This window comes from Planctomyces sp. SH-PL14, assembly GCF_001610835.1.
In the GTDB taxonomy this organism is placed as follows: Bacteria; Planctomycetota; Planctomycetia; order Planctomycetales; family Planctomycetaceae; genus Planctomyces_A.
Genome location: NZ_CP011270.1, coordinates 308583 through 329645, shown reverse-complemented (window position 1 = coordinate 329645; position 21063 = coordinate 308583). Strand labels below are relative to the sequence as shown.

General features: G+C 61.5%; 26 protein-coding genes. 12 read left to right on the top strand and 14 right to left on the bottom strand.

Going from position 1 to position 21063, the window contains the following annotated elements:
- Positions 1–22: 22 nt before the first annotated feature.
- From VT03_RS01375 to VT03_RS01360, 3 genes are all read right to left on the bottom strand, one after another.
- Positions 23–850 (bottom strand): hypothetical protein, encoded by an 828-nt coding sequence (locus VT03_RS01375; RefSeq protein WP_075091323.1) that lies wholly within the window; start codon positions 848–850, stop codon positions 23–25.
- Positions 851–859: 9 nt separating this feature from the next.
- Entirely contained in the window at positions 860–1816 is a 957-nt protein-coding gene (locus tag VT03_RS01370; RefSeq protein ID WP_156514214.1) for a tyrosine-type recombinase/integrase, read from the bottom strand.
- A 657-nt stretch (positions 1817–2473) separates the two neighbouring features.
- Positions 2474–2893: a hypothetical protein gene (locus VT03_RS01360; protein WP_156514213.1), complete on the bottom strand. Its 420-nt coding sequence runs from the start codon at positions 2891–2893 to the stop codon at positions 2474–2476.
- A 292-nt stretch (positions 2894–3185) separates the two neighbouring features.
- Here VT03_RS01360 and VT03_RS01355 point away from each other — a divergent pair, with 292 nt between their 5' ends.
- A complete protein-coding gene (locus VT03_RS01355; RefSeq protein WP_075091319.1) occupies positions 3186–3773 on the top strand; it encodes a hypothetical protein in 588 nt (195 codons plus the stop codon).
- A gap of 343 nt (positions 3774–4116) precedes the next feature.
- On the opposite strand, the gene VT03_RS01350 is transcribed toward VT03_RS01355, so the two are convergent.
- Positions 4117–4356, bottom strand: coding sequence for a hypothetical protein (locus VT03_RS01350; RefSeq protein WP_075091318.1), 240 nt, complete (start codon positions 4354–4356; stop codon positions 4117–4119).
- A 1035-nt stretch (positions 4357–5391) separates the two neighbouring features.
- A complete protein-coding gene (locus VT03_RS01340) occupies positions 5392–6246 on the bottom strand; it encodes a hypothetical protein (protein WP_075091316.1) in 855 nt (284 codons plus the stop codon).
- Between the two features lie 481 nt (positions 6247–6727).
- On the opposite strand from VT03_RS01340, the gene VT03_RS01335 reads away from it, so the two are divergent.
- From VT03_RS01335 to VT03_RS01325, 3 genes are all read left to right on the top strand, one after another.
- Positions 6728–7174 (top strand): hypothetical protein, encoded by a 447-nt coding sequence (locus VT03_RS01335; RefSeq protein ID WP_075091315.1) that lies wholly within the window; start codon positions 6728–6730, stop codon positions 7172–7174.
- A gap of 49 nt (positions 7175–7223) precedes the next feature.
- The gene (locus VT03_RS01330) at positions 7224–7700 is read left to right on the top strand and encodes a hypothetical protein (RefSeq protein WP_075091314.1); all 477 of its coding nucleotides are present in this window, start codon (positions 7224–7226) and stop codon (positions 7698–7700) included.
- A 107-nt stretch (positions 7701–7807) separates the two neighbouring features.
- A complete protein-coding gene (locus VT03_RS01325) occupies positions 7808–8035 on the top strand; it encodes an ECF-type sigma factor (RefSeq protein WP_075091313.1) in 228 nt (75 codons plus the stop codon).
- A gap of 12 nt (positions 8036–8047) precedes the next feature.
- Here VT03_RS01325 and VT03_RS01320 read toward each other — a convergent pair whose 3' ends face one another.
- The 6 genes from VT03_RS01320 to VT03_RS01290 form a co-directional block, all read right to left on the bottom strand.
- The gene (locus tag VT03_RS01320; protein WP_075091312.1) at positions 8048–8494 is read right to left on the bottom strand and encodes a YgaP-like transmembrane domain; all 447 of its coding nucleotides are present in this window, start codon (positions 8492–8494) and stop codon (positions 8048–8050) included.
- A 205-nt stretch (positions 8495–8699) separates the two neighbouring features.
- Positions 8700–8933 carry a hypothetical protein gene (locus VT03_RS01315; RefSeq protein WP_075091311.1) on the bottom strand — a complete coding sequence of 78 codons (234 nt, stop codon included), beginning with the start codon at positions 8931–8933 and terminating at the stop codon, positions 8700–8702.
- Positions 8934–9185: 252 nt separating this feature from the next.
- On the bottom strand, positions 9186–9443 hold the full coding sequence (locus VT03_RS01310) for a hypothetical protein (protein ID WP_156514212.1): 258 nt from the start codon (positions 9441–9443) through the stop codon (positions 9186–9188).
- Between the two features lie 1140 nt (positions 9444–10583).
- Positions 10584–10847 (bottom strand): hypothetical protein, encoded by a 264-nt coding sequence (locus VT03_RS01300; protein ID WP_075091308.1) that lies wholly within the window; start codon positions 10845–10847, stop codon positions 10584–10586.
- 95 nt (positions 10848–10942) lie between these two features.
- A complete protein-coding gene (locus VT03_RS01295; RefSeq protein ID WP_075091307.1) occupies positions 10943–11185 on the bottom strand; it encodes a hypothetical protein in 243 nt (80 codons plus the stop codon).
- A gap of 57 nt (positions 11186–11242) precedes the next feature.
- Positions 11243–11986: a transposase gene (locus tag VT03_RS01290; RefSeq protein WP_197489164.1), complete on the bottom strand. Its 744-nt coding sequence runs from the start codon at positions 11984–11986 to the stop codon at positions 11243–11245.
- An 89-nt stretch (positions 11987–12075) separates the two neighbouring features.
- Between VT03_RS01290 and VT03_RS01285 the strand changes: the two genes are divergently transcribed.
- The 6 genes from VT03_RS01285 to VT03_RS01260 all read left to right on the top strand — a co-directional run bounded on the left by VT03_RS01285 (position 12076) and on the right by VT03_RS01260 (position 15232).
- Positions 12076–12594 carry a hypothetical protein gene (locus VT03_RS01285; protein ID WP_075091305.1) on the top strand — a complete coding sequence of 173 codons (519 nt, stop codon included), beginning with the start codon at positions 12076–12078 and terminating at the stop codon, positions 12592–12594.
- A gap of 103 nt (positions 12595–12697) precedes the next feature.
- A complete protein-coding gene (locus VT03_RS01280; RefSeq protein ID WP_075091304.1) occupies positions 12698–13129 on the top strand; it encodes a hypothetical protein in 432 nt (143 codons plus the stop codon).
- Between the two features lie 38 nt (positions 13130–13167).
- Complete coding sequence (locus VT03_RS01275) at positions 13168–13641, top strand: hypothetical protein (protein WP_075091303.1); 474 nt, start codon at positions 13168–13170, stop codon at positions 13639–13641.
- A 223-nt stretch (positions 13642–13864) separates the two neighbouring features.
- Positions 13865–14095, top strand: a complete 231-nt coding sequence (locus tag VT03_RS01270) for a hypothetical protein (protein ID WP_075091302.1) — start codon at positions 13865–13867, stop codon at positions 14093–14095.
- Positions 14096–14249: 154 nt separating this feature from the next.
- On the top strand, positions 14250–14690 hold the full coding sequence (locus tag VT03_RS01265) for a hypothetical protein (RefSeq protein WP_156514211.1): 441 nt from the start codon (positions 14250–14252) through the stop codon (positions 14688–14690).
- 260 nt (positions 14691–14950) lie between these two features.
- Positions 14951–15232, top strand: coding sequence for a hypothetical protein (locus tag VT03_RS01260; protein ID WP_075091300.1), 282 nt, complete (start codon positions 14951–14953; stop codon positions 15230–15232).
- 163 nt (positions 15233–15395) lie between these two features.
- Here the strand turns inward: VT03_RS01260 and VT03_RS01255 are convergent, their stop codons facing one another.
- From VT03_RS01255 to VT03_RS01245, 3 genes are all read right to left on the bottom strand, one after another.
- Positions 15396–15914, bottom strand: a complete 519-nt coding sequence (locus VT03_RS01255) for a DUF4375 domain-containing protein (RefSeq protein ID WP_075091299.1) — start codon at positions 15912–15914, stop codon at positions 15396–15398.
- Positions 15915–16205: 291 nt separating this feature from the next.
- Complete coding sequence (locus VT03_RS01250) at positions 16206–17027, bottom strand: hypothetical protein (protein ID WP_075091298.1); 822 nt, start codon at positions 17025–17027, stop codon at positions 16206–16208.
- 615 nt (positions 17028–17642) lie between these two features.
- Complete coding sequence (locus tag VT03_RS01245) at positions 17643–17915, bottom strand: hypothetical protein (protein WP_075091297.1); 273 nt, start codon at positions 17913–17915, stop codon at positions 17643–17645.
- A 328-nt stretch (positions 17916–18243) separates the two neighbouring features.
- On the opposite strand from VT03_RS01245, the gene VT03_RS01240 reads away from it, so the two are divergent.
- The gene (locus VT03_RS01240) at positions 18244–19392 is read left to right on the top strand and encodes a hypothetical protein (RefSeq protein WP_075091296.1); all 1149 of its coding nucleotides are present in this window, start codon (positions 18244–18246) and stop codon (positions 19390–19392) included.
- Positions 19393–19464: 72 nt separating this feature from the next.
- Complete coding sequence (locus VT03_RS01235) at positions 19465–20649, top strand: hypothetical protein (RefSeq protein ID WP_075091295.1); 1185 nt, start codon at positions 19465–19467, stop codon at positions 20647–20649.
- Positions 20650–21063: the final 414 nt, after the last annotated feature.

Genomic DNA, 21063 nt, shown 5'->3' with positions numbered 1-21063 from the left:
GTTCGAACAAAGAAGAATTGTGCTACGACAAATTGAGCCAGTAGCCGCGCGGTCGCCCTTCTGCCTTAAGGGCGTTTTTTTGAATGACTCCTGCATTTACGAGTCGCGATAGGGCACTTCGGACCGTACTTTCGCCTCGCTTCTTCGTCGCTGGAAGTGCCGCCGCAACCTCTTCCCCGGACAATGCCTCTTCTGGACGGCGTTTCAGCACTTGCAGAACGAGCTTTTCCAGATCGGAAAACTTTCGAGCAAAGTTCTGCACGGCCCACTTGACTGGATCGGTCTTTGGACCGGCCCACTTATTAAAGGCATCCTCTAATTCTCCGAGGACGGTTTGCCCGCCGCTTCCGCCGGAGAGGGCCCGTTCGACGACTTCGAGAATGCGCGGGCGATTATCAATGCGAGTGAATTCAGGCGTGAAATCCCTCGTGGAATCACCTTGAGGGGAGGCAGTCAGGCGCCCGAGGATGAAGAATGCCTGGCAAACGTCGTCTGCTTCAAATGCTTCACACCCCCACTTCTTGAGATCGGAGATGAGGAAAGTCTCCTCTTCCGAGTACCCCTCGATGTGCGCCTCCAGGATGGACGTGGCGGCCGCCGACGTTGCTTTCGGCTCGTCCCTTCCGCGTCTGACTGCTTTCTCCATTGCTGTCCGTAGCCGAATGACAGTCCGCAAACGCTGCACGGTGAGCGTGAGGCCCATCAAAGCCCCCGTCCCGATCCTCCGAGAGATCTTGGGAATCACATCTCCCAAGTGTTCAAAATCGCGAAGGATCGCGAAGTGTCCGAGTTGGAACGCGTGAATCTCGTTCCATAAGCGCTCTTCGTCAACACGAGACTGTCGCTTCATGACACCCTCTCATCCAAATTGCCGCGCCACAGACTGCCCCTTGGAAGCGCTAACGGAGGCGTAGACCTCAGTGACGCGTGCCGATCGGTGCCCCAGGATGACTTGAGCTGCATCAAGGCCGTGCTCTTCTCGGACCCGCGTGCCGCAAGTGTGACGCAACTGGTGTGGATGCCAGTGGGGGACTCCAGCCTTCTTGATCCCGTAAAGAATTGCACGACGGTAACTGTCTCGGTCGTAATGGTCACGCGGCGACTTCTTTGGTCGTTCACGGCGACGTCGGCCCGCGTCCTGCCCCGGAGTCTTTCTCGTGGCCTTCCGCTTTGCAAGTCGTTCCTGCTCTGCCTCTGCCGGGCTGAAGCAGTATCCGGAGGCATGTCGGTCCAGGAACGGTCGCAAGACGTCCTGTGCCTGAGGGCCGAGAAAAACGAGGCGTTCATGCCCCTGGTAGTCAGTCTTGTGACGCTGGGGGCGGTAGATCCACACGTCCTCTCTCCGATCGACGTCGCCCGGCCGGATCAGAACCACCTCCCCGGGGCGCATGCCCGTGAGCAATTGAAGCTGAATCATCGCCGCGACTTGCCGTGAGACGTGTTGCAGGACTGGTCGGACGATCTCCTCGGAGACGCTCTCAACCGGTTGGCTCTCTGGAGCTGGGGTCCGCCTCTCCTTCAGCGGTTGAACGGCCTGAAGACCGTGGAGGATCCCGGGCGGTACGAGTTCATTCTCCACTCCCCATTTGATGATCCGCCGGAGGCGATTCACTTTCTGATTGATCCGCCGTCGGACGTACCCGCGGTTGACCCAGAGTTGCCGCACGGCTTTCAGTGCGACGGGCCCAAAATCCGAAACGGTGTGCCGTCCGTAGAGCGACGCGGCATCCTTGACCACGTCCATCATGTCCGTGAACTCGCTCGTCGGCTGTCCATCACGCCAGTAGTACGTCCGCGCGAAGTCGCGATACGCCACGAACAATTCGGCGAGGCTGAGTTCTTCGGGAACTACGGCCGACGGGATCTGCCGGCCGTGAGAGAGCCACTCCGCAATTCCTGGTGGGACTGCTTCCAGTCCCGGACCGCGTCCTTCACGACGGTCAGCTTCCCCTGGTAGCCATGCTCGTCCCGAAGACGCTCGAAATTCCGCTTGGCTGTATGCTGCTGCTTGCGAGGCGCCGTGCGGTCCACCTCCAGGATCTGCTGAATGATGGGGAGAAACGGCTCCAGCTTGGGCTTGGGGCGTGGCTGGTTCTTCCGGTATCCCGGTGGCTCGGGGTGGGCCAGGATCTTCTTGAGGGTCCGCCAACCGAGGCTGTACTGGCGGTAGGCGGCGCGCTAGGTGAGTTGGCCGGTCCGGGCCAGCAGCCGGACCTCTTTCCAGAACTCCATATCGGATCGCACTCCTGGGCACCTCCGGGACGTGAGACAGGAAGAAGGCTTGCGCCTTCATCCTGCCGCGTTCGTGAAATGCACACCCGTGCGCTGTCAGATTCGACCGCCCCGATCCCCGCCCGCCGCTGCCATTTTGGACCGCCCTCAACATACCGCTCGGGCACGGTCGAGCGGAGCTGTGTTTGGCCCTACACCCTCTGTTCCCGTCCCCGGGCATTTTTCGTTGTAGACAGGACGCTTACAGCTTCGGCGTCAGAACAAGCGCTCCGCCGCCCTTTCCACCGAAAGGGGAGGTGCCGACGAACACCAGATTGACGGCATTGTTCGCGAGCTTCCCTCGCAGCTTCACTTGGGAGATGCCCTGCTTCTCGGTCTCGAAGATTACCGCGCCGGAGGCCTTGTTCGTCGCTGTCCCGCTGACCTGGAACGTGGCGACTTTGCCTGCCGGGCTCCTGACCACGAACTCGCCCTTGAAGGACTCGCCCATTCGCTCGCTGACGGTAAGGACAGCCTTGCCAGCTTCTTCTTTGCCCGCCACACGAATCTCGCCGGCCCACACGGAACCGGCTCCGAACTGATCCTTAACTTCATCGGCAGCGAATGCGGTGATCTCACCAGCAAGGAAAATAGCGACCGCCATCGACAGAACAACTCGCATCGTCAAGGCCCCTTGGTATCGGGTTGTGGGAGACGCACTCAGGAGCGTCAGGCCGCATCTTCATTCAACCAACGTCGCATTGTCGAGGCCTGGAGTCCGCTACGAACACCTTGATGAGGGACCTTCAAAGCACCGCACGGACTGCTTGTGGCGGCCACTCTGATAGACTGGTCCTGCCCGGGGATGGTGAGCGGAGCTGTGTTTGGCCTTACACCCTCTCTTCACCTCCCCGGCCGTCGTCGCGTTGCAAGCTGCGGAGTCCGCATAGCTTCTCAGTGACAGACAGCACACCATGTGGCGTACCCCGCGCGGCACCCGAGTCCTGACTGACCTTGAATGGGAGCTGTTCTCGACTGCCCTGCGGTCCGCGGTGGAAGACCTTGAGGATGAGATCGAGTCAGGCGACCGAGATCACGAAGAAGCGATTACCTACTTCGGTCGCATGCAGTCCGAGCACAAGCTGAGCGAGCTGGCAGACGCCGCGGCGGCACTGCGATGTGTGGAGTGCCGGCCTCCTTCGCAGACTGCAGTCATTGAGGGAGCGATCTCCTCAGTCTATTACCAGTTCCTCACCCTGATCGAAATCGAGATGGAGGACGGAACGGGGCACGCGCATCGCAGGCTGCGGCAGAAGGTCGTCATGTCGATTCGCGGCGAAGGAAAGGGCTTGCTGGTTCAGAGCTCGGAGAACTTTGAAGACTGGGCGCTGCTGCTCGACGAGTGCGTCGACGAAGTGCTCTTCGACAACGACTTCGCGTTCCCAGTGGAAGATCTCCCCGACGACAAGACGCCTTACTTCCGGTCGGACGCCATCGATCCGAGCAAGGCTGGGCTGGCCGAGGTAAGGGAGATCTTGAAGGAGCTGCTCAGCGGCCCATGACCGGCGGTCAGTCGTCCAGTGACGTGCCTCATTAAAGGGCGAGCGCACCCTCCTTCCTTATTGCGGAGGACCGCAGCTGAGCGATACTGATGGAGCCCGGGAGCGGTTGAGCAGGACTTCCTAGCCGAGTCCAAGTCCTGCCTCGAGCATTTACTTCGTGTTCCGCCCGGGGATGGTTGAGCAGTCGCGAGATTGGATTGACTCGCGGCCGTTCCCGTCCCCGGGTTTTTCCTCGCTTGAAGCGGCCGACTGCGGATTCCAAAATCGGTGCGCCCGGTGCACGGTCGATTTTAGGCAGGTCGGCAAAACCCCTGTTCGTTCGCGTCACCGGGCACCTTTGGACTCAGGCTTTCGCGATCGGCACCTGCCGGACGTGGGCATGTTCGCCGCCGAATTCCTGGTGCTCGTCGAACCATCCCGCTGCGGCCGCTTCGGAATCGAATGGACCCGCAATCGCAAAGCGAAGGAGAGTCGAGACTCCGACGTCTCCCTTCCTGCGATCCGGGAGATGAGAGGGATCGTACTTGACCGCGTACCACTTGCCGGGAACGAGCTCGTCGACAGGGATGTATTGTGGGTCCATACGACCTCCACAAGAACCGTCCCGCGGTCCATGCGGGGACCGCAACCAGCCGTCCTTGGCCTGTGCCGCCCAGAGTATGCACCAGCGGCCGCGAGGTGAGAAGTGAGCCGTAGGTCAGCGAGCGCAGCCCCGCTGGAGGCCGAGGGCGATGCACACCACCAAGAACGCCCAGGCCAGGATTAGAGGGCCAGGAACTGTTCCTTCTTCCCTGGTGGCCTTCCGCGTGACATCTATCAGCCCTACGAAAGCTGCGCCCCACCAGAGCGTCGCCGCTAGCGTGATGACGCCGGTGACCGCGTAAGTCAGGATCTCTCGCATGTTGTCCGCTCCCCGTGACAGACGACATGCTACTGTCGACGCCGAACCGACCCGGATCGGAGAAAACCCGGGACGAACAACGGGAAAGGCCCCCGATCATAGGGTCTCCGGTCTGATGTCCGGCACGCATCGCAGACCGACGATCGATGAGTGATCCGGGCCGTGATTGCCCAGGAGCCACACTTCAAGACGTGTAGTGAGCGGGCGTAATGCGATTGCCCCTCGGGCATACACCTCTGGGTCTTCCGCACGACGCTTAGCATGCTACGGCACGTGGCGTGCATAGCTGATGTTCGAAGTGCCAGATGGTCCGGCAGCCACTGGCGCCTGCACTCGGTTGGGTCGCTCCAGCCGAGTGTTTTCGTTTTGGGCTGTAAAGGAAGCGCCCGGCATCCATGCGGGGCGCGACCGGCAATCGCATCCTGGTCAGTCTGTGCCCCATCGACCGCACCACTTCACGAGTCAGTCAGAGTCGGCCTTGGATTGTCGGTGTGCGTCGGGCGAGCAGGCGGGGAGTCTGAGGTATCGATCGGCCTCAGTGGGGAAATCCGCCAGCTGGCATAGGCAACCATGCACGCCAACGCCGCGACAGCCACGGCGATCCAAGCCGAGCGATTCCCTTCGTGCGTCATGAGCATGGTCAATGTCTCCTGCCTGTCAGTCTGCCTTGCAGGCGCCGGGGCGTAAAGCGTTCCGCGAGCGTGCGGTTGGACCTGGCTACTGACCGACGTTCTCGCTCGGCATCATCCGGGTTCGATACCTCCCGACGACCGCTCCTTCCGAGACGGAGTAGCACTCGATGTACACGTTCGTTTCAGAGACGCCGTAGAGGTACACCCGTTCTCCGTCCTGGACGAGCTCCAGGTGATGCGGGATCATCGGGGCGCGATCCCCTCGGTGTCCGGCCCCTCGAGCTCGGCACCGCCACATCTCAGCGCCGGATTCCTTCGTAATTGCCATCAGCAACGGATCCGTAGCCAGAGACCTGTCAAACACAACGCAGACGATCGCCTTGTCGACCTCTGCGGCCGCCACCACAACGCCGCTGTCAGGGACCTTGATCGCATGGCGGTTCGGACCGATCTTTACCGTTAGAACGCCAGCATTGGGCACCTGCATCTTCCATCCGGCCCCCTCAGCAGCTCCGAAGGACGGACGATATCCGTACTTCGGAACAACTTGACCTTGGAACACCCTCGCATTCAGGACGGAATACTTGAATCGCCGCGGCGATGGCACTCCCAAGGCCGCATCAACCAATTCCACGAAGGAGTCGCACGGATGCGTATCACCCCTGTGAAGGGCGAGTTCCTCTGCGGCCCGTAAGCGAATGGACATGCTGGATGAGGCGACGACCAAATCTGCGAGCTCAGACTCACTCATGCCTCCAAAAACAGTGGTGACGAGCCTGCTCTGCGGGCTGTCAGCGCCCGTCGCCATCAGTAGCTCCTCGACCCGCTTGATGGTGCGGTCTTCCCCCAACAGACGTGAGGCTATCACCGTGGCGGTGAGAAATAGGGCTGGAAACGAGAGTCGGGATTTCCCCGACACGTGCGCCACCTCGCGAAGCATCCATGATTTTTGCCGGGCCCTGCCATTCCCTGATGCTGACGTCTGGCCCCTCAGCAGTCTGCTCCCGCCACGTCACGAATGCAACGCGACTTGCTGGCCGTGCAGGACATCGCGAGGTTTCGGACAGGGTCGCGAAGGGAAGGTCGACTGGCGAGCCGTGCGGGCCGCTACTGGCAGTACCGCAATCAGTCGGCCGCGACTTCGCAAGAGCGTAAAGCGTCTCGCAGGGCCCGCATGACGACATGCTCCGGCGTCCCCCAGCTGCGGGCGCGCCCGATGAAGTCCTAGACGAACCGAGCGGCGGTCGTGGGTTCGGACAATCGGCTCCCTCACGCTCAAACCACAATTTGTGGCTCTGTGTCGCCGCCGTGTCTATCGTCCTTCGTCCGATCGACGGTCAAGCGAGTGTAGAGCTGGTCCGCTTCACTTGTTCCCGTCGGCTGGATCATTTTGCAGAGTGAGAATTCTAAATCCGCCAGCGATGCCCTTCCTGACTTTTGACAACCTCCACTACCTGGCCCGTGGCGCCCGCCGTTGGCTCTACGGTGAACTCCGAAGCGATCCTCCATCAACCGAGGCGGAATGGCGGGGGATGATCGGTGACCGCACCGGGCGAGCCGCATGGCTGTTCGTATTCGGTCCAGGCTCGCACGGCCACCTGCAGGACGAGCAATACCGCCTGCTCTACTCCGTTGGCGTGATGGACTCGTGGAGCGGCGGCGGAGCGTATGGCTGGCCGGAGCGGCTGAACTCCATCGAGGAGCACTTTCAGCGCGAGCTCGAACGATACCCGCGGGCGATCTGCGACATCGTGCTGGTCCTGCTGCGGAGGAACCGGCCGACCGCCGAGGGGCGGAACCTCGCTGCGGCAGCGATAGATCCTGACTTCAGGCGATGCTACGAACGGGCGGCAGGACTCGCCAAGTGATTCGGGGCGTGGCAGTATCCAAAAAGGTTTCGGACACCAGCGGGGCGCAATGTTCGACTTCGACGATCTGTACTATCTCGATGAGCGGCTGATCCCGGGGAAGACAACTCGACCAGAGGCTCTCGCCGTTCTCGGGAATGCGGCGGACCGAGTCAGCTACCGTCCAGAGAGAAAGGGCTTTTCGTCCTGGTTTGTCAACAACCCCGGACTGACGGTGGGAACCTCGCCGTGCTACGCCCTCAAATTGCAGTTTGGTCATCAGACGATGGCTTCAGTGGAATGGAGCGTCGCGAAAGAGTTCCAGCCGGCGATACTCCACCTCTGCGAATCTCAGTTTGGACCTGACTGCAAAGTCGTTCACGAGGGAACGTACGCTGAGGGGCGGCGGTGGGAGAACATCTTTTCTTGGGCGTACCTGACGACGGCCTCGGAGAAGTCATTCAGCCTGGCCATCGGGCACCACGCGACGCTGAAGATTTACGAGAGAGAACTGAAGAAGAGTACCCGCCCCAAGCGGCGGAAGTGAGCATCGCAGCGACGGCAACCAGTCGCTCCGTGGCGGACAAGGCGATAGCGTACCGGCAGGCGAACGCACGGCGTGGGAGCGGATGAAGGCGTAGCAAGTGGTGTGAGATGAGCGGGCTTCCGGATGACTACGAAGCGAGACTAGCGGTCCTCGAGGATCCGACGCTGAAGAGAGTAGCGATCCTGGGTCTAGAGGGGCTCGATGTGATCGACATCGCCGGCATTCTCGGCGTCACCCAAGTCTACGTGCGTCGCCGCCTTCAAATCATCAGGTTGATTTGGGCGGAAAAGTGGAGCCCGCCGGACTTCGGCCAACCGGACGGTCTGCCCCGGTAAGCTCTATCAGCTTCACGTCGCAGAGTTCGCTGGTGAGGGCACGTTCGTCTCACCTGAGGACATTCTCCGAAAGTCTCCCCGCCACGCCTTCAACGAGTATCGCTCGTATTCAATTTCAGGTTGGGTGCGGACACCAAGCCGGCGAAGCATCGGCAATGGAGGGCACCAGCCTTGAAGGGCATGCATGAGCAAGAATGCGGCGACCGCCGCAGGCAGCAACAGGAACTTCCGATTGGCAGTCGTTCCAAGAACGAGACCGACCAGCATGATCGATGACGCGTTCGCTTCCAGAAGCCGCTCTGTGTCCCATTCCTCATCCAGCTCCCGCAACCTCCGTTCGATGGCCGCTGGCCCAGAACCGATCGTTCTCGCGATGGACTCCTCAGTGCGGCGCCGAATCTGTTCATTGACCGCTTCGGATGTGTTTTGGGGAACCCGTTCGACAGTTGACGGCAGCATGGGACAACCTCCGATTGATATCACTGCCACCTGCAACGTGCGTGCCCGCGAACAAAGCCACGCCGCGACAGCCCCACGGTAGTGTCGACCACGTCATTTACATCTGTTACGAGCGGGAGACCTCCTCGGCGGCGCACGGCGGTGGCTCTACGGCAACTTCCGGAGCGTAGACCCAGACTTCAAGCGGTGCCGGGAGCGGGCATAATCACCAGCTTAAGCCCTTAGCATCGAAACTGACCACCACCCGGCTCCAGCTGTATGGCGTCGCCTTCAACAGCTCCGTGCCTCGCGGAGTGATCGTCACTGTGTCTCCTTCTCGAGAGGCGAGTTTGGCAGCCACCAGGAACTCAACATCGCCTGCTACCGAAGGGGCGACAAGGGGCACAGCGATCGGCTTGACGCCGATCTCTCGAAGCGTGATGTATTCGGAGACCAGCATCCGAAACCGTCGAGATGGTGCTCTCGGTCCGAGCGAGTCCTGCTCCATATCCAGCCTCACCCCGAAAGTGCCCCAACGACAATCGAACTGCCAGAGAATCGTCGTGCATCCGGCGTTGGAGGACGCCCGTACCTGAAGCCCAAAGGGTCGCCGCTGTGACCGGAAGATAGCGGCAGGAATAGATAAGGTTCAAACCGCCGAAGCTGAGCGGCGACTGCGGCTCTTTCCCCGCGACATGGCCTGTGAGACGAGTCAGGCCGGGGGGGCGCCACCGCGATCGGAGCCCGGCTTCTCTCTCGGATCCTCTCGTTCGACGCCGCCGCACCAGACCCGCGGACCTCCGGGGACGTATCGGGGCCCATCCGCCCTCACCCGGTATCCCAGCTTCGTGACCCGTGTGCCGTTCCGCACCTCTTCGAGCAGTCCGCTTTGAATCAGCCCCTGCATGGCCATGTCGAGTCGGACGGGGTGGTAGCGCGTGGCATCGAAGCCGGCAATCAGGTCCACCAACAGCCGCCACTCATCCTCTGAGATCTTGAGGCTTTGAACGGGCCCCACCGAACTCCCCGTCGCTCCCACCACACACCTCCGACCGACGACTGACGACCGGTTCTTGGAAAGAGTTTAGACGGCCACGCCGGGGGGAGCTGGTCCGCCGCCATTCCCAAACACGCCGCGGCAGGCCAGGAAAGGCTTACCCCCGACGTGATCGTTACCGGGGGGGACGGGCGGGCAAATGCAAGTTGCGGTCCCAGCGCATCGAGGACCGACGGCGGAATGGAGACGGTGCCCGCTGCCCCGGTCGCGATGAGCCGATGCGCGAGGCGTGATCCGAACCCCGTTAGCCGGAGCTGGTCGTCGTTCGGTTCCGCCAGGCCGGACTCGCAGAAGAAGTCACAGGCGATCTCATGGCCGACTGTCCCACCCGTCCGGGGGAGCGCCCCCTGCTTCGCGGCGAACTTCAGGAGCGCCACTTCATCTGCCAGCAGAACAAGAGCCTTCATCGGTCACCCCACGGACCCCGAAACGGGCAGGAAGGAAGGACCGGCAGGACTCAGCTTCCGCAGTTCATCTTCCCTAGCGGGTGACCGTGAGCCAGACCGGATCGGGACGCGACGGCCAAAATCGACGCGTCGACTTGTTCACGCCCGAATCGCCCACACCTCGCGCCGCATCAGGCGGAGCCGTCATTCGGCTCTTCCTGTTGGCACTGCGCCGGGGGATTCCCGTCCCGCTCGGGCTTTGGCTCTTTGACGCCAACAAACATCGCGCGCTGACGATGCCTCCACCACAGCACGTAGGCCCTCAAGTTCTGAGCTTCCGACTCCCCATCCCGCAAGCACTCACGCAACACCTCGGACTTGTGCCGGAGCTCCGCACTCTTCGCAAGCAGCTCGCGCGTGCTAGCGCCCTCCTGCCCCTCCACGATCCTCCCTCCGGAACGAACACCGCCCCGGGAATCTCACCAGGGCAAATCTGGCAGACACGCCAGAATTGGCCCGGGAAAGCAAGCGGCGTGCCTGCGCAACGCGAAGTGCACCCGAGCCGGCACGGGCAGGGCTTCCCCTCAACATCGGAGGCTGCCCACCGCCCCTCCCTGCATGGCGCTGCGCCTACGAACGTCTCCCCGCAGACTCCAGCCGCCCGCACTCAGCACAGATCCACACCACGGATTGTCACTGTTCGCTCGCTCTGCATGACCGGGCGCGCCTCAACGGCACAGATTCCCCGCGCCGTGATACACGCCCTGCCCCCGATCAGCATCAGCAGGCCGAGTTCGACGAGCCGAGCGACCTCTAACGGCACCACACCAGGCATCACCTGAAAGCTGCCTGACTTGCTGGCGCTGACCAACCGCAAAAAAGAGAGGTCTTTACGCCCCACCACGACATGGCCATCCGTTGTTCCCGGCATTTGGCCACCTCGAATCACAACTCACTGACTCGCAACACAACCACGGTACCAACACGGAACCAGAAACACGATGCCTTCGCGTCGCTGCTCATGCTCTACCCCACAGAGAAGCGTTCTACCCACAACCGTGCGCCGACCGGCGAAGGCGGTGGGTTTCGTGCGAGTATCTCGCGGCCCAAGTCGGTCGGGGCGAGCAGCTCTCCCTCTTCGGCCGCGACTCCTTTCTCGACAAGGAATCGAACGACCTCAAGGCTGAACGAATCCTCTGCAAAGATCCGCCGGCGAGGTATCGCTACGAGACAGCACCACTCGTCTTCCAAGAACGTGATCCTGCGCATCAGTCGGCACCTCTGATCGCTGAACCTTGCGACTCCAGTTCTCGCCTGAAGTCTTGGCTACTTGGCCAATCGGCATTGAAACACCGACCGAAGCCATCGGACTACGAAATCAAACTGAGATGTAACGATTTCGCTCGCAAACAATCTAACGCCGACGAGACCGTTTGGACGCGAGGGTCTATGAAGTCCGCTCAACGGGCCGGGCTCTCCGTTCCAGCTTCGGGCATACGTTGGCGGTCTTCGAATCCCGGTCACCCCTGCGGAAGCTGGCACGTTCCGGTGAGTGTTCTCGAAGTTTGGCGCCTTCTTCGGCCGAGCGACTGGTCTGTCGCTTCCCGCGACCACCGCATACGTGTTCCAGGCCACCACCGCCACTGCAAACGATAACAGGGCCGCCCGCGGATAGCCCAGCGTTTCCACCTCGCACCGCAGAACCTCCGTCAGACACTGGAACGCCTCTTCGATCGTCCACCGCAGGCGGTATGCCTCCACCACCTCGCCGGCCGGGACTGTTTCAGCCGGAAGATTCGTCAGGATGTGGACTTCGCTCTCCCCCTGGTTCGTCGGTCCGTCCAGTTCGATCGTCAGCCGCCGGACCGGCAGCGTCTGGCCCTCATAGTTCAGGTCCAGGGTCTGCTCGAACATCATCCCCGTCGCCGTCCGGCCGATCCGCCGCCGCTTCCCTTCCCGCTCCCAGGAGAGGTTCGAGCCATGTTGACGGATCACAAAGAAGGCCGAACGCTGCACGATTCCGAACAGGATCCGGCTCGTGCAGAAGTTCCGGTCGGCGACGAGCACCATCTCCTTCCGCAACTCTGGGCACCGTCCGGAAGTATTCATTTGTCCACGTGCCGACCTGAGTGTACCCTCCCGGCGGGGAGGGGCGTCAAGTGGATAGCAAAGATCTGAAGTACGCTCACTGGAAAACGCTCGCTGAGATGTTCGGCCGGATGAAAGGGGCGCTGTACCGGGTCGTGCGGCAGATGGACGAGCTGAAGCTCCATCCGGCGGACCCGCTCCGCCCGAAGGTCACCGAGGTTCATGATGCGGCGCACCGGCTGTGGGTTTATGCTCACTACGAGGCAATCAACCGCCTGATGTTCAAGAAGGACGAGACGGTGGCGACGTCGCTCGGAGACCCGGCGAAGAACCGTTCGGAACGGCTGACGCCGCAGGAGATCATGGCAGTTCACGATCGCGTGGCTGCCCTCAAGGAGTATCTCCGGAAGCTGACGGAGCGGATGGACGCGCTGGCATTCCCGGAGAAGGATCCGCTGAGAGAGGCGACGGCGGCGGGAACAGCGGGGCTCAACGAGTTCGCGGCGGAGGTGATGCGGCTCGCTGCCAAGGTCGAGGCGGTCGAGGTCGCGAAGGGGCTGGGCGTGCCGCGCGGGGAACGTCCACGATGATCCCGCAACCCAGCTCGGGGCATGACCAGGGAGCACCGCTCGCAAAATGATCCCAACCGTGGCAGTATCCGATGGCGTCCCGATGCTGGAGAAAGGAGTTCGAATGCCTGCTACGCTCGCCTTCGCCCCCGGTCAGACAACCTTCGAACAGGCCGAGCATTACCTCTCGGAGCAGGGGCAGAAGCTCCTGAAGCGTGAGGGCAACGACAAGTATTCGGTCTGGTCAACCGGTTTTGAGCCGGGCAAATGCCTGTTCGGCGGCGCCTCCATTCAAACACTCGGTCTGTTCTTCTCGGAGTCGATCCTCGCGATGGTCTGGGCGACATTCCCTGTGGAGGACGTTCCAGCCCTCGCCCACTTCTTCGGTAAATCTTTCAGCGTCCCGAAGACCGTCTGGCGGGAGAAGGGGGCACAGTTTTGCCTTGAGACCACGCCCGCGAATCCGATCGCGGTCCTTCGAATCATTCATCCGGAGCGTCTGAAACAGTGCCAGGAACACAGGAAGGCGGCGGACCAGAACGGTGGGGCTGCCTGACACTCCCGAGCGTTCAGAGCGACCATAAGGAATCAGAAATGTTCGGTCCGGATGACCTCTACTACTTCGACAAGCAGCTCGTTCCAGGGCTGACGACGCGGCAGGAAGTCCTCGCGGCACTCGGTGAGGCGGCAGCACGAATCAAGGGGTTCCCCAACAAGGACAGCTTCGCGACCTGGCTTGTCCTCGATACCGGCTTCACGGTTGGGCCAGCGCCGAGTCGTCGAAGCACGTTCCAGTTCACCGGACAGACGTTGGGGAGTGTCAGTTGGACCTTCCCGCTGGAGTTTCAGCAGCAGGTTTTGGAACTCTGCCACACAGAGTTCGGAACTGACTGCGAGCTCGAGGACCAGGGAGACTCGAGCGAGGCCCTCCTGTGGCGCAACAATCGATGCTCCGTGAGGCTGGCAACGAAGGCGACAGAGGGCCACATTTCCATTGACCATGCCGAGACGCAGAAGCACTACGGCAGGGAGTTCCGGCGACACGCACCTCCAGGGTTGTTCGAGTGATCATCACAGCGAAGACAACATCCGAAGAAGAGCTCACCTTGCTGACTGAGCTGATGGACGGCTAGAACATCGAGGATGAGCTCCAGGTCGAAACGACCGCCGACGGCTTTGTGTGCCGCTTCGAGTTCCCCGGCGGGGACCCGCAAGCGGACAAGGTGATGGCGTACCTGCAGGCGAATGCCGAATCGTGGGTGCCGATGAAAATCGCGGCGGATGCTGTGCGATGAGCAGGTTGCCGGACGACTACGAAGCGAGAGTTCTCGCCCTCGACGACCCCACTCTCCGCGAGGTTGCGGTCCTGGGGCTCGAGGGACTCGAGGTGATCGCAATCGCCGAGATCCTTGGGCAGACTAGGGTCTACGTGCTCCGTCGCGTTCGAATCATCAGAATGATCTGGGCGGAGAAGTGGGGGCCAATCGCGCCTGGTGAGTCAGACGGCCTCCCTTCGCTGTAGGTTGCGAGGCACTGATGAAGTGTTACGGGCAAACGCTTCTGATGGCGGCAAGTGCCGACAGAATCAAGACGGTTGATTCTCAGCGGCAACCTGTGGAGTAGATGGGGGGATACTGGGGATTTCCTCCGGGGCCACTTCCCTGATGGAGACGCTTATGGACTTCGACTGGCCCCGACTGGATCACGACTCCGAGTTCTTCAAAGCCTGGCACAGCCTCCCGGATGGCACAGCAGTCGATGAACCGCTCTGGCTGATGGGATCCCTGTTTGCCCTCGTCGAGATCGGGGGCATGAACGAGTGGGCCCAAATTGGGACCGAGCTGATCCTCAAGACTCGCAAGTACATCGCCGAAGCTGGGGCAGTGCGACTCGTTCAGGCCCTCGATGAGTGGATGGCCGCGATTCCAGGCGGGTTTGCCACCTTGGATCACGAGCCGCGATGGGAGGCTCTGTATTGGGACATGGGTCACCCCTTCCATTCGGACGTTGAGTCGCCGATGAGCGACTTCATCGTGCGAGACGCCGACAAGTTCACCCCACTGCTGCTCGATTGGTATCGCGCGAACGTGATCCCAGCCCGGCAACCAGGGCTGTGAGTCCCCACACGTACAGCCGGCCAAAAGTTGCCTTGAGGCAAGAAACGGAGCCGACGCCCTGTTGGCCCTTGCCGCAGGGCGGCCTCTTGCTCACCCTCCCCCCTGGGCACAGAGGTGGCCATGGCGAGAGCGGCATCAGACATCATCGAAGACATCCGGCGCTTCGAGCCGACCGGCGGGAACTGGCTTCCCATCGACGGGCTACTGAGGGAGTTATTCCAGACCGGGGCCGAGTCACTCGGGACGAAAGTGATGCTCGGGTGTTCGAACGCTTCACGACCGACGATGGAGCGGGGGTATTCTGGAGCATCGTTCACGGGCTGGAGTCAATCCCTAGATACGAAGGCGACGTGATCAAGCTGGTACGCCGCGCCTCAAGTGAGTTCCCCGTATTGATGCTCGGCCGCATGCTCAACTCAGGCGTGCAGGAGGTCGGCAGTATTCGGCTGACGCCCCTGCTCCAAGAAGTGATCCAGCGACATGACGCAACCCCGGAAGCGCGTCGAGCCGCTCAGATCTTCGTCGAGAAGCACGGCACTTGAGGTGCGTTCCCCCTGCCACTCCAGACGACCGAACGAGACGGCTGGGCCGCTGACGCGGCTTCCGGCGCCGCAATCCAGAGCCGCCGTGCAATCAATTCGACCAGCCCTTCAACGCCCGGGGTTTCCCTGAACTTGCGCGGTCCGCTGAGTGGCCACGTGACCTTCAGATTCGTTCGTTCATCTTTGCACGTCTGAGCAACATGGCGCGCAGCCGTGTGTCTGATTTAGTGGGCTCCCTCGACCTCTGCTCCCACACAGACGACGGCGATTTGCGAATGGAAATTACCGTCTTCCCCTCCAAAAAGTTGATTCGAATCAGCGCGGAATCGACCAAGACTGACGGAGCGTGGTTTACGGCGTCAGGCGTCGATTTGCCGAGATCCACCGCTTCTTCGATGTCCGTGGAGAGGGGAGACTTGGCCGGGATCTCAACTCGGGCCGTGCGCTTGCCCTCCGAAAAGGTGTGCAGAGTCCATTTCACTCCACCTTCCGCAAATGCAACATCGCTGGAATCCTTCGATGCCTCGGGCGCAACCATGCCGGTTGAGTTCAAAAAGAACTGGTGAAATCCTCCATTGCAGACCTCGGTATCACACCACGAGACGAGGGCCAGGTGACTCTCCTCCGGCGACAACGAAGACAGCGACTTCTGATACGCGGCTTCCCCGCCATCGAAAATCACCGACCCCGTGCAATGTGCGATTGCATCCTGAAGTCGATCACCGGGATCCGCAGCCCGCGACCCACACCCCGCACAGGCCAACACGAAACCACTTGCGGCGGCCCTGAGCGAAGCTCGTCGCGATACATGGCCGGACATTATTCGACCTCAGAATTGGACATGAAGCGACGGTTCCGCCAGAGCTATGACGACGTCGAAGAGGGAGAGCGGCTCGAGGCAGAGTTCGAACGTGAGCGCCGAGAGCAAGCTCGATGAGGATTCCCATAGAACGGCACCACCGGAGGTGGGTCATCAACTCGAATGATCGTTGTAGACACAAATGCTCAGGTAGCGCCCGTTGTAGTCCTTGTACCTTGCCGCGTCGGATTCTGAGAACTGAGAGGGATCAACCTCGATGCTTTCAACTTCCGTATTCTTGATGAGCCAGAGAACTCCTCGCCGGTCGATCTTGGAGCCGTTGATGCGGATCATTGTTGGCGCCTGTCCTGCGAGAGCGGACAGGCCCGAGGTGGTCACGTCCGTGAATTCCATCACAAGATTCCACAGGACCGGGAAGGCCTGACAGGCCACGGCGAACCCTTCGTCGTTAAGCGACGATCTCTTGGTAGAGAACGACATCTTCTCGGGAAAGGACCACGTCGAGAACCCCGTGCCGGTGACTGCGACATCATCGAAGCTGATCAGCTCGATGCGATTCGACGCAATTCGGCGGAGACCGTTGTCTGTGATCTGAGTTTGACTGATGTCTAACGAACAGAGATCCGGCAGCGCGCGAACGAGGCCGATTCCCTCATCGGTGACGGAAGTGCCCCCGAGGAACAGCTCCTTCAGTGACAAGCACACCGAGATGTCCCTGAGCGATTTGTTGGTTACCAGGGGGGCCTTCCGAATCAACAGACTCTGCAAGCCGCACTTCCTGGCAAGCGCCCCAACCCCCGCGTCGGTGATAAGGGAACTCGACACGTGCAGCGTTGTGAGACTTCCGACTTCTGCCAGCGCTCTCAGGAGGTCGTCGTCCGCCGCCGTGTCGTACAGCTCCAGCGACCTGATCCTTCGCCCTGCCATTCGGGCCATTATCCGCTCGGTCGTCCACTTGGCCCCACGAAACATCATCGTCGATTCCCCCCATCCCTTGGCGAGGCATTGTGTGCGACGCGCCTTTCAGCCCAATCCGGAGTCTACGTAGACAACTCCGCGTTTGACATGCGGGCCGGACGATCGATTGGTTCCAGCTTTGCAGGCTGTGGCCCAACCGGGCCAGTCGGCTCACTTGGTACGTCGACCCGAGGTGGAACCACCTCGCGAAGGGGCGTTTCGGGGCGGCGGCATCGGTGCCACCCCGCCCTGCTCTGTTTCCTCCGTCGCCGGATCCGGAATCAGGGATCCACCGATCCGGGCGATACGAGCGAACACCCCTTCGGAGTCAAGATGTGCCTCCAATCTGCGATCCGGACGTTGCGTTCCAAGAGGAGAAGGACGGGGCTGACGCCCGGTCCTACCTTGCCCAATTCCGGCGACCGGTCCGCCGAAGATCCGGGTTTTCCCCAATGCTCCGCTGCGATTCGCTGCAATTGCAGAGTTACTTCGCAAGCTAGCCGACACGCAGGTTCCTGAGTTCTTCGCACGCCAGCCGCTGCAAGCTGCGTGACTCCGGGCCTATGGCGTCCCCTCAACGGGCCGGGCTCTCCGTTCCGACTCCAGTGCTCGCGATCCGAGCCTCGCGGTGGTTCACCGCCGGCGCCGCTTCGGAGCGTCGGTTTCAACCCAGAGTCGACTCACCCCTGTCACTTTCGATGGTTCGTCCACCCTGACACGATGCCCCAGTTCCGTTGCGCGAAGCTCCTCCGCTGTCCGCACCGCCAGACCGTACTCGATCAGGCCATCTCGAGCCGACGCCCACCGAGCGAAGTCGTCGGTCTCCACGTCGTCAAAGAGCCACGTGCCGTCGACCAAGTCGACCAACAACTGCCACTCGTCCTCAAAGATCGTGACCTGTCGCATCCAGCAATCTCCGCCACCAGCCGCCACACCAACTTTATCACGGACGTGCGTTTGACGTCGATTCCCCAGGCCGATGTCGTCCCCTCAACGGGCCGGGCTCTCCGTTCCGACTCCTCGCAAAGCCTGCGGGGTCTCCACTGCGATCCCTGACGCTCCAGGAACCGCTAGGCACCGGCCCTTTTAGGATCAACGGCGGCTTGTCGCAGGGAATGCCCGGGGCCAAAATTGTCTTGAGGCAAGAAACTGGAAAGGGTTCAATCGGCTGGTGCCACCGGCTTCTTGCTGCCGCGGCCCTCCCCTTCACGCGGAGTAACGGGAGTTTTGATTGATGACGACCACCCGCTTTCGGTCCCTTCTCCCGTTCCTTCTCCTCGGCCTGATTCTGCCTCCGCTTCTCGGCAGGTCCGCGGCCGCCGAATCCAAGCGGCTTGGATATCGCCGACTGGCACTCGTCGCCAAGCTCGAAGCCATCGACAAAACGGCGGAGATCGCGAAAGGCCGCATTGCTCTGGCGGTTCCTGAAACGAAGCTGCAGCCTGACCAGCCGTTCGAGTTTGAACTGGCCAGACTCCCGCGGGGGGCCGCCCCGGGAGACCTGCTGACATGCTTCAGCTCGAAGTACTACGGCCTGGTATGGATTCGGAGCCCGGTCGGCGACGCCGCCGCATGGGCGGAACTGCTGAAGTTGGACGATCCCAAGCAAGCTCGGGAGGTCCTGCGAAGACACCTTGATCATCTCGAACAGGAGACTGCTTGCGGAGACCTCGTCTATCTCCGTTTGCGGCAGCTTTCGCTTCGGGAAGTCTTCGACCTCAAGGCAGAGGGATTCCTCGATACCGCCTGCAGTCGGATGCTCAAGGAGCATGATCCTGAGCTGTCGTCGTTCTACTCTTTTCTCATCGCTGGCTGCGGAGACAAGGGGACGCGATTCCTGACCGAAAACGCCGCTTCGCTCGAGTCGGACCCGATCCAACGCCGCGCGATTCGAGCCGCCCGAATCGCCGTCTTGGGGCAGCAGGAAATCACCTCAGTGGTCGACAGCGCCCTCTCGCCACGCAAGCAGGTTGAATTCACCTACGCCCACTTCCTGGCCATCCAGGACCACATCCCGTTGGGATTCGTTCCGCGCGAGGCCGTTCTGTCCGAGATCGCGAGGTTGGCGGCAAACGAACAACTCTGCGATCTCGCCATTACGCGTCTGAAAGACGAGAAGCACTGGACAGCATGTGATCTCATCCTGCAGGCCGTGAGACCGAAATCTTTTACGCCAGCACAGGAGCGGGCCACTATTCGATTCCTGCGGGCCATGCAGCGGGCCAACGGGGGCGAATCCTCAGAAGAGAAAGCCCGTCTCGCTCAAGCCACAGGGGGGCTGGAAGACATGAAACGACGGTTCCCCCAGAGCTATGACGACGTGGAAGAGGGAGAGCGGCTCGAGGCAGAGTTCGAACGTGAGCGCCGAGAGGAAGCTCGATGACGATTCTCAAGTGGACTATTCCAAGACTTGTGAAAGACACGTTCTCGACGCCCACAAGGCGACATCGGTCCAATGCCCAAGTCCACCAAGATCCCTCCCAGCTCGGCGTTTGATGGGTTGGAGATCACCGAAGACGAAATCCGCATCGTCCGGTTTATGCATCCCGGTTGGATCATCATCCCAGGCGTTCCCCTTCTCGCCCTGTCCTTCGTTCTTGCGTTGGGGCTTTGGGTCGCCGTGCAGCAGCAAGACCTCCTCGCCGCGGTGTTCCTGCTTGCCGTTCTGCCTTTCTGGTGTCTCGTCGCCTCCTTCGCGCGGGACGTGCTCTTCGGACGCCGTGAATACCTTTTGTCTGCGGACGGCGTCACGCTCCACTGGAGGACGCTCGGCGCCAGTCAGACGCGATCGATTCCGCTCGACGAACTGATCGACTTTCGTGGCCACGACGGCTTGGTGAACAGCAACATTCGCACGACGGGAGTGGAAGCCGTCGCGCTTGGTCAAAACCTGTGGTTCACTCCCCGGATCGATGGCGTCGACAACGGCCTCCTCGTCGGGCGGCTCAATGCGCGACTGCTCGAACTGCGGCGGCGGCACTCGGTCCCTGCCCCGCCCCCCGAGAACCTGGCCGACTGTCGCGAGTGCCGGCTCCCGATCGATTCCAGTTGGAGGGCCGACCCACAAGCGGAGGGCGTTGCCCTGGAGGGCTTCGGAAACTGGCCGCCGGCTTCGAGGAAGCGACTTCTACTCGTCAACGTGGGTGGAGCCTCGGCTCTCTCGACTCTTCTCGTCGCCAGCACCATCTCCATCAGCCTGCGGGCAACGGATGCGGAGCCTCCGACTTGGAAGCTCCTGCTCCTTGTCACTCCGTTGATTGGCCTCGGTTTGGCGCTGATCGTCTTTCTCCTCACCCAGGCAGCCGCTCCGCTACGAGTCGTTCGGTGGCGGTTCTCCAGGCACGGGGCGGAATACGAGAGCCGCCTCTTTGGATTTCGCAGAGCCCACGCCTTCCTCCTTCCACTGGCGCGACGGTTGACCGTCGTCGATAACAAACCCTCAGAGTGGAGCAAATTCTGCGAGGCTTTGCTGGGGAATGTCGCGCCGCGCAACGCCTTCGGTCTGATCGGCACGGACCTCGACGGCTCACCGGCCTGGAGGATCAGCGGACTGACGCTTGGAGAAGCGATGTGGATCAAGGGCCAGATTCAGTCGTCCCTCCCATGGATCGAGAGAGAAGACGAAGAAGCCCGCGGCTAACCTTGCCTGAAGGCGAAGGCGTGGCCGCTGACGCCGCCACCCGGTCGCTGCCCTGCACAATCCCGACGACCGACGTTTGAGGGTCCGGAATTACCCTGATGCTCCGCTGCGATTCGCTACACCTGCAGAGTTTCTTCGCTCGCTAACCGATACGCAGGTTCCTGAGTTCTTCGCGCGCCAGCCGCTGCAAGCTGCGGGACTCCGGGCCTATGGCGTCCCCTCCACAGGCAGGGCTCTCCGTTCCGGCTCCGCGAAATCCTTGGCGGTCTTCGAATTCCGGCCACCATGCTGAAGCTGGCACGGTCCAGTTCGTGTTCTCGAACGTTGGCGACTTCGTCGACCGAGCGACCGGTCTGTCGGCTCCCCGCGGCCGGACCGCTTCCATGTGACCGATCGGCGTTGGACGAAGCCCGG